The sequence below is a fragment of the Micromonospora echinospora genome (assembly GCF_014203425.1).
Classification (GTDB): Bacteria; Actinomycetota; Actinomycetes; order Mycobacteriales; family Micromonosporaceae; genus Micromonospora; species Micromonospora echinospora_A.
This window is the reverse complement of record NZ_JACHJC010000001.1, coordinates 123,116-138,999: the sequence shown is the minus strand read 5'-3', so window position 1 is coordinate 138,999 and position 15,884 is coordinate 123,116. Positions and strand designations below refer to the sequence as shown.

Here is a 15,884-nt window from a genome sequence, read left to right as displayed (position 1 = left end):
CCCTCGCTTCGCTCGGTGCGTTCGCTCATGCCGGCTCTCCCCGACTCGCGGGCTCCCGCTTGTCGCCGGCCGGGCCGGCGAACGCCTGGGCCACGTCCAGCCACTCGTCGGCCACCGGCCCGGTGGCCGTCAGGGCCAGGTCTGCGCGGTGCCGGCGCTGGGTGACGAGCAGGCAGAAGTCGAGCGCCGGGCCGGTCACCCGGTCGGCCGCGTCGGCCGGCCCGAACTCCCACACGTCGCCGCCCGCGGGTGCCGTCAGCTCGACCCGCACCGGCGCCGTGGGCACCGCACGGCCGTGGGCCGCGAAGCCGTGCCCGAGGGTACGGAAGCCGAGGTGCGCGATGTGCCGCAGGCGCTCGGTCGGGGTACGGCTGACGCCGAGCGCGTCGGCCACGTCCTCGCCGTGCGCCCACGTCTCCATCAGCCGGGCGGTCACCATCGAGGTGGGCGACATGCTGGTGCCGTACCAGGGGATCTTCTGCCCGGCCGGAACGGCGGCGACCGCCCCGGCGAGCGCGGACCGGCCCGCGCGCCAGCGGGCCAGCAGCGCGGCCGGGGGCGCGAGGAAGGACTCGGCGCCGTCCTCGACCAGGCGCGACGGGTCCGGCGCGGCCATCACCGAGGCGAAGAACGCGGCCTCGTCCGTGGCCGCCAGGTAGGCGACGTGGTCGGTCCAGGCCAGGTGCGCGATCTGGTGTGCGACGGTCCAGCCCGGGGCCGGCGTCGGCCGCTCCCATCCGTCCGGCGGCAGGTCCGCGACGAGCGCGTCGAGCTGTTCGGACTCGGCGGCCAGATCCGCGAGCAGGGCTGTCAGGTCGACCATTGTGCCTCCGGGCGGGGTGGGTCAGGGGATCAGTGCCGCTCGCTCTCGGGGGTGAGCAACGCGGCGAGCTGGCGTTTCCAGGTCTGCAGCAGGGCGGCGCGGCGGGGCGAGTCGTCGCTGAGCAGGTTGGCCACGCCGAGGCCGCGGAGCAGGTCGAGCGTGGCCTGCACCGACTCGCGTACGCCCGGCTTGCGTTCGTCCACGCCGAGCAGCTCGACGGTGAGCCGGTGCATCTCGCGGCCGATCCGCGCCTCCAGCGGCACCAGCGCGGCCCGCAGCTCGGCGTCGGTACGGGCGGCCACCCACAGCTCCAGCGCGGCGACGAAGAGCGGGCCGGTGAAGGAGGCGGCGAGCAGGTCGACCACCCCGTCGAGCCGCTGCGGGCCGGAGGGCAGGGCCGCCGCCTCGGCGCGCAGCTCGGCCGCCCGGCGCTCGGTCAGGTGGGTGACGGCGGCGGTGACCAGGGCGGTCTTGGTGGGGTAGTGGTGCAGCTGGGCGCCCCGGGAGACGCCGGCACGGGCCGCTACGACTGTCGTGGTGGTGCCGGACCAGCCGTGCTCCACCAGGCAGTCGACGGTCGCCTCCAGCAGCCGGGCCTGGGTGGCGCGGCTGCGCTCCTGCTGCGGGACGCGGCTCGGTGCGGTGGACACGCCAATAGCCTGCCGCCCACAAAACAAACAGTCAAGCCTGACTTTTTTGAAAGGAGGGGCCCCTTCTTAACGCCTCCGGTAGAGGAAGGGCCCCCTGTTAACGCCTCAGCGGCCGTCGCGCGGGGCGAAGACCGTGAGCGCGTCGGCGTCCGAGTGGCGGGAGCGGACGTACTCGTCGGCCCAGGCCGCGGCGTCCGGGAACGCGGACTCGGCGGCGATCCGGGCGCACGCGGCGTCCACGTCGAAGCGCGTGCGGCGCAGTTGCACGCCCGGTCCGAGCAGCGCCCACCAGGCGCCCGTGCCCCCGTACGGCATGCCGACGCTGCCCGGGTTCACCACCAGGCGACGGTCGACCAGCCGGGTGAACGGCATGTGTGTGTGCCCGCAGACCACCGTGCCGACCTCGGGCGGGAGGTCGGCGAAGACCTCGGCCCAGCGGTCGAGCCGCGAGTCGACGAGCACGACCTCCTCGTCGTCGCGCGGGGTCGCGTGGCAGAACAGCACCTGACCCAGCCCGGTGACCGGCAGCGTGACGTGCGGTGGCAACGCGGCCAGCCGGGCCACCTGGTCGTCGCGGAGCTGCCCGGCGCCCCAGCTCGAGACGGCGATCGGGGTGGGTTTGCCGGCGCGCGCCTGCACCAGCTCCCGGTCGGCGTTCCCGCCGACCCAGCAGGCCCGGTCACCGAGCGCGGCCAGCCGGTCCAGCGTCTCGACCGGCTGCGGGCCGGCCGCCAGGTCACCGGTGAGGACGATCAGATCGGCGGCGGCCACGTCCGGCTCGGCCAGCACTGCTTCCAGCGCGGGCAGCACACCATGGATGTCGGATAGGACGGCGACAAGATCGGGCATCGCCCCAGCCTGGCGGCACCGGCCCGGAGGATCAAACGATTCTGCGGCGGGCAGAGACGGCGGCGGTCGGCCCGGTCAGCGACGGCACCGGCCTGGCCCGCGCAGAAGGCGGCACCGCCCTGGCCCGCGCAGAAGACGGCATCGGCCTGGCCTGCGCAGAAGACGGCATCGGCCCGGCTCCGCGCGGTGGCGGGCCGGGCCGGGAAGCCGGTACGGAGGTCAGACCCGCGCGCGGCGGGCCAGGCGCTCCGGGTCGAGGATTATGATGCTCTTGCCGTCCAGTCGCAGCCAGCCGCGCGAGGCGAAGTCGGCGAGCGCCTTGTTGACGGTCTCCCGGGAAGCGCCGACGAGCTGGGCGATCTCCTCCTGGGTGAGGTCGTGCGTCACGCGCAGCACGCCGCCGTCGCGGGTGCCGAAGCGACCGGCCATCTGGAGCAGGTTCTTGGCGACCCGGCCCGGCACGTCCGTGAAGATCAGGTCGGCGAGCGAGTCGTTGGTCCGGCGCAGCCGGCGGGCCAGCACCCGCAGCAGCTGCTCGGCGATCTCGGGCCGGTTGTTCAGCCACGGCCGCAGCGCCTGCTTGCGTAGGCGTACGAGCCGGGTGTCGGTGACCGCGGTGGCGGTCGCCGTACGCGGACCGGGGTCGAAGAGCGACAGCTCACCGACCATGTCCGACGGGCCCATCACGGCGATCAGGTTCTGCCGGCCGTCCGCCGCGCGGCGACCCACCTTGATCTTGCCGGACAGGAGGATGTAGAGACTGTCGCCGGGTTCGCCCTCGTTGAAGACGATTTCGCCCTTGCGGACCTCGATCGTCTCCATCTCCTTGGCGAGCGCCTCGGCAGCCTCCGGGTCGACACCCTGGAAGATCCCGCTGCGGGCCAGTACCTCGTCCATCGCGCACCTCCGCCTGCGCGTGCCGTCCGTCGGCCGGGTCCGCCGTCCGCTGATCCCCTCGCGCGCCGCCAGTCTAGGCGCACATGAGTAGGAATCAGAGGTGCACCCCTGGAATCTTGATCGTTGGGCGTAACCCGCCCGACCCGGTGAGCAGCTAAGATCCCGCTTCCGGTCCGGGCCGGCGCCACCCGTTCCCACCTGTGATCGTAGGGTGACCGGCGTGCTGTGTGAGCCGTTCCTGACCACCCGGTCCGAAGCCGGGTGGGACATCCCCCTGCTGGTCTGGCGGGCCGAGAGACCCCTGCTGGCGGTCGGCTCCGCCCCGCTGGGCGGCGGCATCGGCGTCCGCGGGTGGGTGCTGAACGCGACAGTGCCCATGTCGTACCACCGGGACGACCCCGCCGCGCACCTGGCCGAGCTGGCGGACGGCCTCGACCTCGGCGGACCCGGCGTCGGGCTGCTGACCGGCGTGGACGTGACCGAGGTGGTGCGCCGCACCGACGGCGGCGTCCGGGTCTGGGCGACTGTCGGCCTGGGCACGCCGGTGTGGGCCGCCGCCCCCGAGCCGGCCCCGCCCGCCGCGCCCGAGCCCGCGCCGCCCGCGCAGCGCGTCGGCACAGTCAACATCGTCGCGTACGTGCCGGAGCGGCTCGGCGACGCCGCCCTGGTCAACGCCGTGGCCACCGCCACCGAGGCGAAGGCGCAGGCGATCTGGGAGCTGGGACTGCCGGCCACCGGCACCCCCACCGACGCGGTGACGGTGCTCTGCCCGGCCGACGGCGACCCGGCCCCGTACGGCGGCCCCCGGTCGGCCTGGGGCGCGCCGCTGGCCCGGGCCGTGCACGCCGCCGTCCGCTCCGGTGGCGCCGGAACCGTCGTGCCCTGGTCCGACCGGGTTGCGGGCTGACGTGCTGTGGCATTTCCGGCGGCCCCGGTTTTCCGACCGATCGGCCCTCGTCGCCGCGTCCCGGGGACGGTAGCGTCGCCGACGATGTACGCTCCCGCCCGTTCTGTGCCCAGTGCCCGCCGCGCCGCCGTCGCCGCGCCGCACACCGCCCCCGCGCCGCGCCCCGCCTTCCCCGGACCACGTCGCGGCGCCCTCGGGCGGCGCCTGGTCGCGCTCGCCGCGCTCGCCGCCGTCCTGTTCGTCACCGGTTGCGCCGGTGACGCCGGTGGGACCGGCGCCGACGCGAGGTGGCAGGCCGGGCAGGGCGGCGGGTCGACCGGCGCGGCCGGACCCGCCACCGGTGACCAGCCCGCGGCGCCGGACGACGCCGACGAGCCGTCGATCTCGCTGACCGCGACCGGCGACGTGATCATGGGCAACGCCCCGGACCGGCTGCCGCCCAACGGCGGCAAGGGCTTCTTCGACGACGTGAAGTCGGCGCTCAAGGGCGACCTGGTGATGGGCAACCTGGAGGAGCCGCTCACCGACGACACCGGCGCCGGCAAGTGCGGCCCGCAGCCGAAGAACTGCTACCAGTTCCGGGCGCCGCCCGGCTACGCCGCGCACCTGCGCTCGGCCGGGTTCCAGCTGCTCAACCAGGCCAACAACCACGGCTACGACTACGGGCGGCAGGGCTACGAGAACACCCAGTCGGCGCTGGAGGCGCACGGCCTCAAGCACACCGGCGCGCCCGGCGAGATCACCGTGGTGGACGTCAAGGGCATCAAGGTCGCCGTGGTGGGCTTCTCGTCGTACCCCTGGTCGAACAGCCTGGTCGACCTCGGCGCCGCCAAGCAGGTGATCGAGATGGCCAAGGAGGCGGCCCAGCTCGTCGTGGTGCAGGTGCACATGGGCGCCGAGGGGTCGGACAAGACCCGGGTGAAGCCGGGCACCGAGATGTTTTTCGGCGAGAACCGGGGCGACCCGATCCGCTTCTCCCGCACCGTCATCGACGCCGGGGCCGACCTGGTCATCGGCCACGGCCCGCACGTGCTGCGCGGGATGGAGTTCTACAAGGGGCGGCTGATCGCGTACAGCCTGGGCAACTTCGCCGGTGGCGGGAAGTCGCTGAACAGCTCCGGGCGGCTCGGCTGGGGCGGCGTGCTCAAGGTCTCGCTCACCGCCGAGGGGAAGTTCGTCGGCGGCACGTTCACCTCCACGGTGATGAACGGCGTGGGACGCCCGTCGGTCGACCGGCAGAACCGCGGCCTCGGGCTGGTCCGCGAGCTGAACCGGGCCGACTTCCCGGACACCGGCGCGAAGCTCGACGCGACCGGCAGGATCACCGCACCGGCGGGTGGCTGAGCGCACGACCACCGCGCCGCACGGCCGGAGCGTCGGCCCCGCGACGTAGGCTGGCCCACGTGACCACGCGCTCCCCCGAGACCGATCTCGGTCGTACGCGCCGCGCCCGGCGCATCGGCCGAGTGCTGACCGAGACGCACCCCGACGCGCACTGTGAACTCGACCACTCCGACGCGCTGGAGCTCGCGGTCGCGACGATCCTGTCCGCCCAGTGCACCGACAAGAAGGTCAACGAGGTCACGCCGAAGCTGTTCGCCCGCTACCGCAGCGCCGCCGACTACGCGGGGGCGGACCGCGCCGAGCTGGAGGAGCTGATCCGGCCCACCGGGTTCTACCGCAACAAGACCAGCTCCCTGATCAACCTCGGCCGGGCGCTCTGCGAGCGGTACGACGGCGAGGTGCCCGGCCGGCTCGACGACCTGGTGACGCTGCCCGGGATCGGCCGCAAGACCGCGAACGTCATCCTCGGCAACGCCTTCGGCGTCCCCGGCATCACCGTCGACACGCACTTCCAGCGGCTGGTGCAGCGGTGGGCGCTCACCACCGAGACCGACCCAGTGAAGATCGAGCACGCGATCGGCGCGCTCTACCCGAAGCGCGACTGGACGATGCTGTCGCACCGGGTCATCTTCCACGGCCGCCGGGTCTGTCACGCCCGCAAGCCCGCCTGCGGCGCGTGCACGCTGGCGAAGCTCTGCCCCGCGTACGGCACCGGGCCGACCGAGCCGGCCGCCGCGGCCAAGCTGCTCAAGGGCCCCCGGGCCCGTGACCTGGCGGTGGCCGTCGGCCTCGACCCCGACCTCGTGCCGCAGCAGGCCGCCGCGGCGGACGTGCCATGATGCGCCGGCTCGCGTACCTGCTCGTCCCGCTGCTGCTCGCGGCGGCAGGCTGCACCGCCACGGCCGAGGAACCGGAGCGGCCCGCGCCGCCGGCCCGGGCCGAGCGTCCCTCGCCGTTCGCCGACTGCGCCCCGCTGACTGTCGCGCCCACCTCGGCGTCCCCGGCGCCCGCAGGGAAGGCCGGGGATCAACTGCCCGACCTGACGCTCAACTGCTTCACCGGCGGCGCGCCGGTGAAGCTGCGCGACGTCAAGGGCCCGGCGGTGATCAACGTGTGGGCGTCCTGGTGTCCGCCGTGCCGCAAGGAGCTGCCCGCGTTCCAGCGGCTCAGTGAGCGGGCCGACGGCCGGTTCCAGGTGATCGGCGTGAACAGCCGGGACAGCCGCGGCGGCGCGCAGTCGATCGGCGAGGACTACGGCGTCGACTTCCCGATGCTGCTCGACCAGGGCGACGCGTTCCAGCGCGCCCTGGAACGCAACGCGTTCCCGCTCACAGTGCTCGTCGACGCCGACGGGCGGATCCGGCACACCGACGCCACCGGCGCGCTCGACGACGCCCGCCTCGCCGCGCTGCTCCAGCGCCACCTCGGGGTGCGGGTATGACCCGACGGCCGCCGGGGTGGTTCGACCCGCTGCTGGGCCGGCTCGGCACCGCACGGGCGGAGGACTTCACCCGGATCGTCACGCCGTCCAGCGGCGGTCGGGAGAGCGCCGTGCTGGTGCTGCTCGGCGAGGAGCCGGACGCCGGGCCGGACGTGCTGGTCCTCCAGCGCGCCGCGACGCTGCGCAACCACGCCGGTCAGCCGGCGTTTCCCGGCGGCGCCGCCGACCCGGAGGACGCCGACGCCCGCGCCACCGCGTTGCGCGAGGCGAACGAGGAGGTCGGCCTCGACCCCGGCAGCGTCACGGTGCTGGCCGAGCTGCCCCGGCTCTGGATCCCGGTCAGCGACTTCGTGGTCACCCCGGTGCTCGCCTGGTGGCACGACCCGCACCCGGTGCACCCGCGCGAGCCGGCCGAGGTCGCGCACGTGGCCCGGCTCCCGGTCACCGAGCTGATCGACCCGGACAACCGGATGCGGGTCCGCCATCCGAGCGGCTGGATCGGCCCGGCGTTCTCCGTGCGCGGCATGCTGGTCTGGGGCTTCACCGCCGGCGTGATCGACCGGTTGCTGGAGATGGGCGGCTGGTCCCGGCCGTGGCCGCGCTCGCGCGTGGTGGAGCTGCCGCCGGTCGACGCCACACCCGCGCCGTCGGCGGGCACCGAACCTGCCGACGAGACCCCCGTGCGTTGATCACCGGTACGCATCCTCAGGTCACGTTCCGCGAGCGCTGAGCCGAGCACGTGCCCGGTGCCCGTACCCTTGGGGCGTGTCCGCCGTGGATCTCGTCCTTCTCCTGCTCATGCTCGTGTTCGCGATCAGCGGATACCGTCAGGGTTTCGTCATCGGGGCCCTGTCGTTCTCCGGCTTCTTCCTGGGCGCGCTGCTCGGCCTCCAGGTCGGGCCGCTGATCGCCCAGCAGTTCACGGCGAGCGGCACACGCGTGCTGGTCTCCCTGGTGGCGATCTTCGGGCTCGCGGTGCTCGGGCAGGCGCTGGCCGGCTGGCTCGGCTCCAACCTGCGGGCGGCCATCACCGGGCCGGCCGGGCGGAAGGTCGACGACGTCGGCGGCGCGTTCATCTCGGTCATCGCGGTCATGCTGGTGGCCTGGCTGGTCGCCGTGCCGCTCGGCTCCTCCTCGGTGCCGTGGCTGGCCTCCTCGGTCCGCAACAGCGCGCTGCTCACCGTCGTCGACCAGGTGCTGCCGGACAAGGCGCAGGACCTGTCCACCGCGCTGCGCGACACCGTCGACACCAACGGCTTCCCGGACGTGTTCGGCGACCTCGCGCCGACCCGGGCCCGGCAGGTCGCCCCGCCCGACCCGGCGCTGGCCAACTCGCAGGTGGTGCAGAACAGCAGGCGGTCGGTGGTGAAGGTGCTGGGCTCCGCGCCGAGCTGCTCGCGCCGCATCGAGGGCTCCGGCTTCGTGTACGCCGACGACCGGGTGATGACGAACGCGCACGTGGTCGCAGGCACCCGTTCGGTGGCTGTGGAGATGCGCGGCGAGCGCTACGACGGCGAGGTGGTGGTCTACGACCCGGACCGGGACCTCGCCGTGCTCTACGTACCCGGGCTGCCCGGGCCGTCGCTGCGCTTCGCCGCCGGCCAGGCCGCCACCGGCGCGGACGCGATCGTGCTCGGCTTCCCGCTCGACGGCCCGTACGACGCACGGCCGGCCCGGATCCGGGACGTCGACCGGATCACCGGTCCGGACATCTACTCGGCCGGGGACGTCACCCGGGAGATCTACACGATCCGGGCGCTGGTCCGCAGCGGCAACTCCGGTGGCCCGCTCGTCTCCTCGAACGGGCTGGTGCTCGGCGTGATCTTCGCGGCGGCGGCCGACGACCCAAACACCGGCTTCGCGGTGACCGCAGCCGAGGCACGGCCGGTGGCGTTGGCGGGCGCGGAGCGTACCCGGGGAGTGGCCACCGGCGAGTGCACCTGAGCCGGCCGGCGGCGCTCAGCCGCCCGCCGGTGCTCTCGCCGGTGTCACGTCGTCGCCGGAGCGGGACAGCGGCAGCCGGATGCGACCCCAGGTGAGCGTGCGGTCGAGCACCGTCCGCGCCATGATCGCCACGCAGGCGCCGCCGTTGAGGAACGAGGCGACCACGTCGCTGGGGTGGTGCATGCCCCGGTACATCCGGGTGAGCGCCACGCCCACCGGCACCAGCACCAGCAGCGCCCACCAGCCCACCTTCGCGGGAGTGCTGCGGGCCCGCAGCGCCAGCAGCACCGCGAGACCGACGTAGAGAGCGGTGGCCGCCGAGGTGTGCCCGGACGGGAAGCTGGACGTCGGCGGGGAGGCGTCCATGTGCTCGACGGCCGGGCGGTTCCGGTCGATCACCATAGTGGTGAACAGGAAGATCAGTGCCTGCGCGGTCACCGCCGCGCACAGGAAGAGCGGCTCCCGCCAGCGGTGCAGCACCAGTCGCAGCACCAGCGCCGCCAGCACGGTGACCACGACGATCATCTGGGTGCTGGCGAGCGTGCTGAAGACGAGCGAGACGTCGTTCCAGCCCGGCGTGCGATCGCCGGCCAGCTCGCGGTTGACCGTGTCCTCCACGGTGAACGGCCAGGTGCGGGCCAGCACCCGGGTCACCAGCAGGCCCAGACCCACCATCAGCGCGAAGAGCAGGACCAGCGGCAGCAGGACGCGCCGGGTGACTCGGATCACGACGTCGGACATGGGCTCGCCTGTACCCCGGCGACGGTCCGGTTACGCCCGGCCGTCCTGTGCGCCCGGCTCGGCCAGTTCCGGCTCGGCCCCCTCCCGTAGCGGGCGGGTGGACGGCCGCCCGGTCCCGGTACGCCAGGTGACGAACCCGGCCGAGGTGGCGGCCACCACGGCCGCCCCGAGCACCCAGCCACCCACGACGTCGCTGGTCCAGTGCACGCCCAGCGCGATCCGGCTGAGCCCGGTCACCACCGTGACCAGCAGCGCGGCGGTCCACAGCGTGATCCGGCCGGGACGGCTGTCCCGGGCGAACGGCAGGAACACCAGCAACAGCACCCCGGCCGCCAGCGCCGCGTTGAGCGCGTGACCGGACGGGAAGGAGTAACCGGCCGCCCGGGCCACCGGTTCGAGCAGGTCCGGCCGGTCCCGCCCGACCAGCAGCTTGAGCAGCGCGCCGATCAGCCCACCGGCGATCATGGTGACCACCACCCAGGCCGCGAGCCGGGACGCGCCGCGCCGGAACAGCCACACCGCCACCACCGCGGCGGCCACCCGCAGCGGCCCGGGCCCGAAGAGGTGCGTCCAGACCGTCATCACGCCGACCCAGGCGGGATGGTCCTGCGCGTACCCGTGGAACGCCTCGGTGACCGAGGCGTCCAGCCGGAGCAGGGGCGGCCAGGCGCCGAGCACCAGCAGCGCGAGCAGTGCGAACGGGATCAGCACCAGGAACGCGGCGGCGGTGGCCACGGAGAGCCGCAGACCCAGTGAGTGCTCCGGGTCGAGGCGGCGGCCCCGCCACGACCGGCGCCGCGTGACAGTCGCCCCGGTGGTGTCGTCCATGGGGCTTCCCTACCCAGGGAAGGGCTCGGTCAGACCGCCGCGTTCGTCAGCGACGGACCTGGCGGAACCGGCGCACCATCAGCGCGCTGCCGGTGATCAGCGCGACGAACAGGGCCAGGCCGCTCCAGAGCCGCTCCGGGGCGCCGACGACGGTCTGCCCCGCCGGCAGCGCCGACCAGTCCTCCGGCGCACGCCCCAGCGGGTCGCCGCCGCGGCCCGCCGCCGCGGCCCGGGTGTCCCGCCCGTCGCCCGGGGCCGGCCCGAAGCCCACTACGCCGGGGGAATCGTTGTCGTCCAGCGGGTTGTGACCCACCGACGGCACGTCGGCGGTGAGTGCCGCCACCGGGTCCACCAGGCCGTAGCCGAACCGGTCGTCGCGCCCGGTCGGGCCGAGGTCCCGGGCCGTGCTGATCAGCCGGTTGACGACGTCCCCGGCGGACATCTTCGGGTACCTCGACCGGACCAGGGCGGCAGTCGCGGCCACGAGCGGCGCGGCGAAGCTCGTCCCCTGCACCCGCCAGTAGCCCTCCGGCCGCGCGCCGTAGAGCGCGGTGGCAGGTGCGCTGAGGACCGTCTCGTGGCCGGTGATCGAGCCGGACCAGAGGTTCTCGCCGGAGCGTTCCAGCCCGGCGACCGCCAGCACGCCGGGCTCCCGGGCCGGGTACCAGACCTTGGTGGTCGTCGAGGTGGCCAGGTTGCCGGTGCAGGCGACCACCACCACGTCCCGGGCGAAGGCGTAGTCGAGCGCCGCGGCAAGAGCCGCGCTGTCGCTGCTGCCACCGAGCGACAGGTTGACCACCTGGGCGCCGTTGTCCACCGCCCAGCGCACCGCCTTGGCGATGATGAGCGCGTCGTCGTAGCGGTTCTCGGCGTCGAGCACCCGGACCGGGAGGATCTTGGCGTCCGGCGCGAGCCCCACCACGCCCCGGTCGTCGTCGGCCCGCCCGGCGATCAGTCCGGCCACAGTGGTGCCGTGCCCCACCGGATCGGGCCCGTCCGAACCGTCGGGCGTCACCAGGTCGAGACCGGGCAGGACCTGACCGGCCAGGTCGGGATGCGATGCGTCCACACCGGAATCGATCACCGCGACCACGACGCCACGCCCGGTCGAGGTGCGCCAGGCGGTCTTCGCCCGCAGCTTCTCCAACTGCCACTGCTCGTCGCGGACGTGGTCGCCACGGAGCGCATGGTCGGGAGCCGCCCACTGCTGCTGCGCGGCGACCCGGACGGACGGCGCGGCCTGGGCCGGCAGCGTCAGCGGACCGGCGACGACGACCAGCGCCGACGCGACCGCGAGCAACGCGCGTCGGGCGAGACACCGGGGCGGCGCACCGGGCAGGCCCTGCCGATCCCCTGTCACATTCCCCAGCCGTTCCGTCGCGTCAGACACATGCTGCTCGGAGATTACCGGTTGCCCCGGCCGTCACGGGTCAACTCCGCGCCTCGGATCACCCGGGCGGGAGATGCGCCAACTGCACCAGGCGCACCCCCTCACGACGGGTGACCAGACGGGCCCGGCCCGGCGGCAGCGGACCGGCCTTGACCTGACCGACGAGCGCGCCCTCCTCCGGGCCGCCCGACATCACCAGCCCGGCCGTGGACAACTCCCGCAACCGCTGCACGATCGGCTCGTACGCGGTCCGTCCCGCCCCGCCGGTCCGCCGTGCCAGCACCAGATGCAGCCCGACGTCCCGGGCGTGCGGCAGGTGCTCCTCCAGCGCGCGCAGCGGGTTGGTCGGCCCACCGGCCACCAGGTCGTAGTCGTCCACCAGCACGAACAGTTCCGGTCCCTTCCACCAGGACCGGCTGCGCAGTTGGGCCGGGGTCACCTCCGGCCCGGGCTGCCGCCCTGCGAGGTAGCTGGCGGCCGACTCGATCAGCTCGGCGGTGTGCGGCGCCGCCGTGCCGTACCCGATCAGGTGCGCAGACTCGATCGTGCCCATCAGGCTGCGCCGGTAGTCCACCAGGATCACCCGGGCCTGCTCCGGGCTGAACCGGCTGACGATCGACGTGGCGAGCGCGCGCAGGAACGTCGACTTGCCGCACTCGGCGTCGCCGAAGACCACGAAGTTCGGCTCGGTGGCGAAGTCCAGCACCACCGGGGCGAGGTCCGCCTCCGCAATGCCGATCGGGAACGCCAGCCCGGTCGTCGCGCTCTGGTCCAGCTCGGCGTACGGCAGCACCGGTGGCAGCAGCCGTACCCGGGGCGCCACCGGACCGGTCCACGCCCCGGCGACCGCCTTCACCAGATCGGCGGTCTCACCGCCGAGCGCGTCCACCCGGGGTACGGCGGTGAGGAAGTGCAACCCGCCGGCGGTGATGCCCCGCCCCGGCCGCTCCTCCGGCACCGTCGCCGCCAGCGCGCGCTTGACCACCACCGAGTCGGCCGGGTCGCCCAGGCGCAACTCCAGCCGGGAGCCGAACAGGTCGCGGATCGCCGGGCGGAAGTCCGACCAGCGCAGCGCGCTCGCCACCACGTGCACCCCGTACGCCAGGCCCCGGGTGGCGAGTTCGGTGACGAGCGGTTCCAGGTCCTCGTACTCACCTCGCAACGTGTTCCAGCCGTCCACTACCAGGAACACGTCGCCGAAGGCGTCGGTCGCGCCCGCCGCCCGGCGCCGTCGCCACGCGGCCATCGACTCCACGCCCGCCTCGGCGAAGCGCCGCTCCCGCTCGGCGAGCAGGCCGGCGACCTCGCCGACGGTACGGCGCACGGAGGTGCCGTCGGAGCGTCCGCTGACGCCGCCCACGTGGGGCAGGTCGCGCAGCGCGCCGAGCGTCCCGCTGCCGAAGTCGAGGCAGTAGACCTGCACCTCGGCCGGAGTGTGGGTGAGCGCGAGCGCGCAGACCAGGGTGCGCAGCAGGCCGGACCGGCCGCTGCGGGTGGTGCCGACCACCGCGACGTGCCCGGCCGCGCCGTCCAGGGCCAGCCAGAGCAGGTCGCGCCGCTGCTCGAACGGCTTGTCCACCACCGCCACCGGCACCTGGAGCGCCCCGTGCAGCTCCGGGTTGGCGACGGCGAGCCCGCGTACCGGGTCGACGCCGACCGGACCGAGCAGCTCGTCCAGGGCGGGCGAGGAGTCCAGCGGGGGCAGCCACACCTGGTGCGCCGGCGGGCCCTGCCCGGCCAGCCGGTCCACAAGCAGGTCGAGCAGCGTCTCGCCGCTGTCGTCCTCGGCGGGGAGCGCGGCGGGCGTGGCCGGCTCGGGCACCGGCACCAGATGGGTGGAGAAGGCGAGCACGCGTGCCTCACCGGCGCCGGGCGCGCCCGCCGGCCCGCCGCGGCGGCGGACCGCGCCGGAGACGTACGCGGCCTTGAACCGCACCAGGGGGTCGGTGCCGGAACGCAGGTAGCCGTGCCCCGGACTGCGCGGCAGCTCGTGCGCGTCCGGCACGCCGAGCACCGTCCGGGACTCCAGCGCCGAGAACGTGCGCAACCCGATCCGGTACGACAGGTGCGTGTCCAGCCCGCGCAACCGCCCCTCCTCCAGCCGCTGGCTGGCCAGCAGCAGGTGCACCCCGAGCGACCGGCCCAGGCGGCCGATCTGCACGAACAGGTCGATGAAGTCGGGCTTGGCCGACAGCAGCTCGGAGAACTCGTCGCAGATCAGCAGCAGTGACGGCAGCGGGGCCAGCGGGGAGCCGGCCGCCCGGGCGCGCTCGTAGTCGCGCACGCTCGCGAAGTTGCCCGCCCGGCGCAGCAGCTCCTGCCGGCGCATCAGCTCGCCGTTTATCGCGTCCACCATCCGGTCCACCAGCGGCAGCGCGTCGGCCAGGTTGGTGATCACCGCGGCGGTGTGCGGCAGCCGCTCGAACGGCGCGAACGTGGCGCCGCCCTTGAAGTCGACGAGCACGAAGTTGAGCTGCTCCGAGCTGTGCGTGGCGGCCAGGCCGAGCACGAGCGTGCGCAGCAGCTCCGACTTGCCCGAGCCGGTCGCGCCGATCAGCAGGCCGTGCGGGCCCATGCCGTCCTGCGCCGACTCCTTCAGATCGAGGTCGATCGCCCCGCCGTCGGCGCCCACCCCGATCGGCATCCGCAGCCGGTCCCGGGCGGCCCGGGGCGCCCAGCCCTGCTCGGCGGTGAAGCTGTCCGGGTCCCCGAGCCCGAGCAGCTCGGGCAGCCCGGGCTCGGCGCCGGGCGGCGCGTCCGGCCCGCGTACCGGGCCGGCGAGCCGCAGCGGCGCGAGCCGCCGGGCGACCGCCTCGGCGTCGGCGGTCGCCAGCGCGTCGGCGGCGCCCACCTCGGCGTGCCCCTCGGCGGAATGCGAGTGCAGCCGGCCGTCGACCAGGTCGAGCAGGAGTGCGTACCGGTCGAGCAGCCGGGGCGGCGGGGTGTCCAGGTCGAGCACGGTGACCGCGTCGATGCCGCCGTCGCCGGCCAGGTCGGTGGCCCCGGTCAGGTCGCCGCCGTCGAGCACCACCACGACCTGCGGCCCGTCCGTGGCCACGCCGTGCGGACTGAACCGCGACCGGGCGCCGAGTACGTCGTGGAGCAGCCGTTCCAGGTCGGCGGCGGAGCTGGTGACCAGTCGCACCGGCCCGAGCGCGTCGGTACGGCTCGGGTGGTGGACGTGCGGCAGCCACTTGACCCACTCCCAGGCGGCCCGGCGTTCCGGCCCGGAGCAGACCGCGATCAGCAGCTCGTCCGGGGCGTGGAAGACAGCGAGCTGGGTGAGCACCGCGCGGGCCAGCGCCTGCGCGGCGGGCGATCCGGCGCCGCGAACCGGGCCCGCCGGGCCGCGCACGAAGACCCGGGCGAAACTGCGCAGCGACAGCGCCACCGGCAGGTCCGGCACCACCGAGTACGCGTCCAGGAAGCGCCGCAGCGCCCCGGCCGTCATCGGCTCCAGCTCCTCCAGCGGGCGGGTGACCGGCGGGACCAGCGGGGTGGCGAGCGCCTGCGGCCCGACACCGACCCGGACCACGGCGAAGTCCGCGTCGCCGGGCCGCCGCTCCCAGACCCGGTGACTGTCGACAGTGGACCAGAGCCGGCCCGGATCGGGGTGTCGGTAGGACAGCCCGGCCCGCTGCGCGCCGGCGGTCTCCCGCGCCCGGCGGCGCAGCGTGGCCAGGTGCCGCAGGTACTCCCGGCGGGCGGCCATCAGCTCGGACTTCTTCGGCCCGGCACTGCCCCAGGTGGTCACCAGCATCGCCAGCGAGGAGAGGCCGAACATGCCGCCCACCACGTACGAGTAGGCACCGCCGCCCCGGCCGAACATCATCGCCATGGCCACCGTCCCGCCGAGCATCGGCAGCACCATCAGCGCCTGCTGCCAGCGCCCGCCGGTCGCCGCGGGGATCTCCGGCGGCGCCTCGACCGGCAGCTCGCCGACCGGGATCTCCGGTGCCGCGCGGCGTGGCGGCCGCTTGATGACGACAGTGGACACTCGCCCTCCCCGAAGTGGCTCTGGGTAACCCGAGCCTGGCTCATCGTAGGTAAAGTCCTCTCGTCCGTCAGCC

At 74.5% G+C, this 15,884-nt stretch carries 14 protein-coding genes; 6 read left to right on the top strand and 8 right to left on the bottom strand.

Features of this window, described 5'->3' with window-relative positions; all coding sequences use genetic code 11:
- Positions 1 to 25 precede the first annotated feature (25 nt).
- The 4 genes from FHU28_RS00655 to FHU28_RS00640 all read right to left on the bottom strand — a co-directional run bounded on the left by FHU28_RS00655 (position 26) and on the right by FHU28_RS00640 (position 3,219).
- Positions 26 to 823 carry a TIGR03084 family metal-binding protein gene (locus tag FHU28_RS00655; protein ID WP_184679831.1) on the bottom strand — a complete coding sequence of 266 codons (798 nt, stop codon included), beginning with the start codon at positions 821 to 823 and terminating at the stop codon, positions 26 to 28.
- Between the two features lie 29 nt (positions 824 to 852).
- Positions 853 to 1,473 carry a TetR/AcrR family transcriptional regulator gene (locus FHU28_RS00650; protein WP_184679829.1) on the bottom strand — a complete coding sequence of 207 codons (621 nt, stop codon included), beginning with the start codon at positions 1,471 to 1,473 and terminating at the stop codon, positions 853 to 855.
- 105 nt (positions 1,474 to 1,578) lie between these two features.
- On the bottom strand, positions 1,579 to 2,322 hold the full coding sequence (locus tag FHU28_RS00645) for a metallophosphoesterase family protein (protein ID WP_184679827.1): 744 nt from the start codon (positions 2,320 to 2,322) through the stop codon (positions 1,579 to 1,581).
- A gap of 219 nt (positions 2,323 to 2,541) precedes the next feature.
- Positions 2,542 to 3,219 (bottom strand): Crp/Fnr family transcriptional regulator, encoded by a 678-nt coding sequence (locus FHU28_RS00640; protein WP_007466162.1) that lies wholly within the window; start codon positions 3,217 to 3,219, stop codon positions 2,542 to 2,544.
- A 220-nt stretch (positions 3,220 to 3,439) separates the two neighbouring features.
- Here FHU28_RS00640 and FHU28_RS00635 point away from each other — a divergent pair, with 220 nt between their 5' ends.
- The 6 genes from FHU28_RS00635 (at position 3,440) to FHU28_RS00610 (ending at position 8,855) form a co-directional block, all read left to right on the top strand.
- Positions 3,440 to 4,126: an adenosylcobinamide amidohydrolase gene (locus tag FHU28_RS00635; RefSeq protein ID WP_184679825.1), complete on the top strand. Its 687-nt coding sequence runs from the start codon at positions 3,440 to 3,442 to the stop codon at positions 4,124 to 4,126.
- Positions 4,127 to 4,330: 204 nt separating this feature from the next.
- On the top strand, positions 4,331 to 5,470 hold the full coding sequence (locus FHU28_RS00630) for a CapA family protein (protein WP_184689067.1): 1,140 nt from the start codon (positions 4,331 to 4,333) through the stop codon (positions 5,468 to 5,470).
- Positions 5,471 to 5,529: 59 nt separating this feature from the next.
- Positions 5,530 to 6,309: an endonuclease III gene (nth, locus tag FHU28_RS00625; RefSeq protein WP_184679824.1), complete on the top strand. Its 780-nt coding sequence runs from the start codon at positions 5,530 to 5,532 to the stop codon at positions 6,307 to 6,309.
- Positions 6,306 to 6,911: a TlpA family protein disulfide reductase gene (locus FHU28_RS00620; protein ID WP_184679822.1), complete on the top strand. Its 606-nt coding sequence runs from the start codon at positions 6,306 to 6,308 to the stop codon at positions 6,909 to 6,911. Before nth ends, FHU28_RS00620 begins: the two co-directional genes overlap by 4 nt.
- The gene (locus FHU28_RS00615; protein ID WP_184679821.1) at positions 6,908 to 7,600 is read left to right on the top strand and encodes an NUDIX hydrolase; all 693 of its coding nucleotides are present in this window, start codon (positions 6,908 to 6,910) and stop codon (positions 7,598 to 7,600) included. Before FHU28_RS00620 ends, FHU28_RS00615 begins: the two co-directional genes overlap by 4 nt.
- A 76-nt stretch (positions 7,601 to 7,676) precedes the next feature.
- Positions 7,677 to 8,855 (top strand): MarP family serine protease, encoded by a 1,179-nt coding sequence (locus FHU28_RS00610; RefSeq protein ID WP_184679820.1) that lies wholly within the window; start codon positions 7,677 to 7,679, stop codon positions 8,853 to 8,855.
- 15 nt (positions 8,856 to 8,870) lie between these two features.
- Here the strand turns inward: FHU28_RS00610 and FHU28_RS00605 are convergent, their stop codons facing one another.
- The 4 genes from FHU28_RS00605 to eccCa form a co-directional block, all read right to left on the bottom strand.
- Entirely contained in the window at positions 8,871 to 9,596 is a 726-nt protein-coding gene (locus tag FHU28_RS00605; RefSeq protein WP_184679816.1) for a phosphatase PAP2 family protein, read from the bottom strand.
- Between the two features lie 30 nt (positions 9,597 to 9,626).
- A complete protein-coding gene (locus FHU28_RS00600; RefSeq protein WP_184679815.1) occupies positions 9,627 to 10,424 on the bottom strand; it encodes a phosphatase PAP2 family protein in 798 nt (265 codons plus the stop codon).
- Between the two features lie 46 nt (positions 10,425 to 10,470).
- A complete protein-coding gene (gene mycP / locus FHU28_RS00595; RefSeq protein WP_184689065.1) occupies positions 10,471 to 11,763 on the bottom strand; it encodes a type VII secretion-associated serine protease mycosin in 1,293 nt (430 codons plus the stop codon).
- Positions 11,764 to 11,872: 109 nt separating this feature from the next.
- A complete protein-coding gene (eccCa, locus tag FHU28_RS00590; RefSeq protein ID WP_184679813.1) occupies positions 11,873 to 15,811 on the bottom strand; it encodes a type VII secretion protein EccCa in 3,939 nt (1,312 codons plus the stop codon).
- Between the last annotated feature and the right edge of the window lie 73 nt (positions 15,812 to 15,884).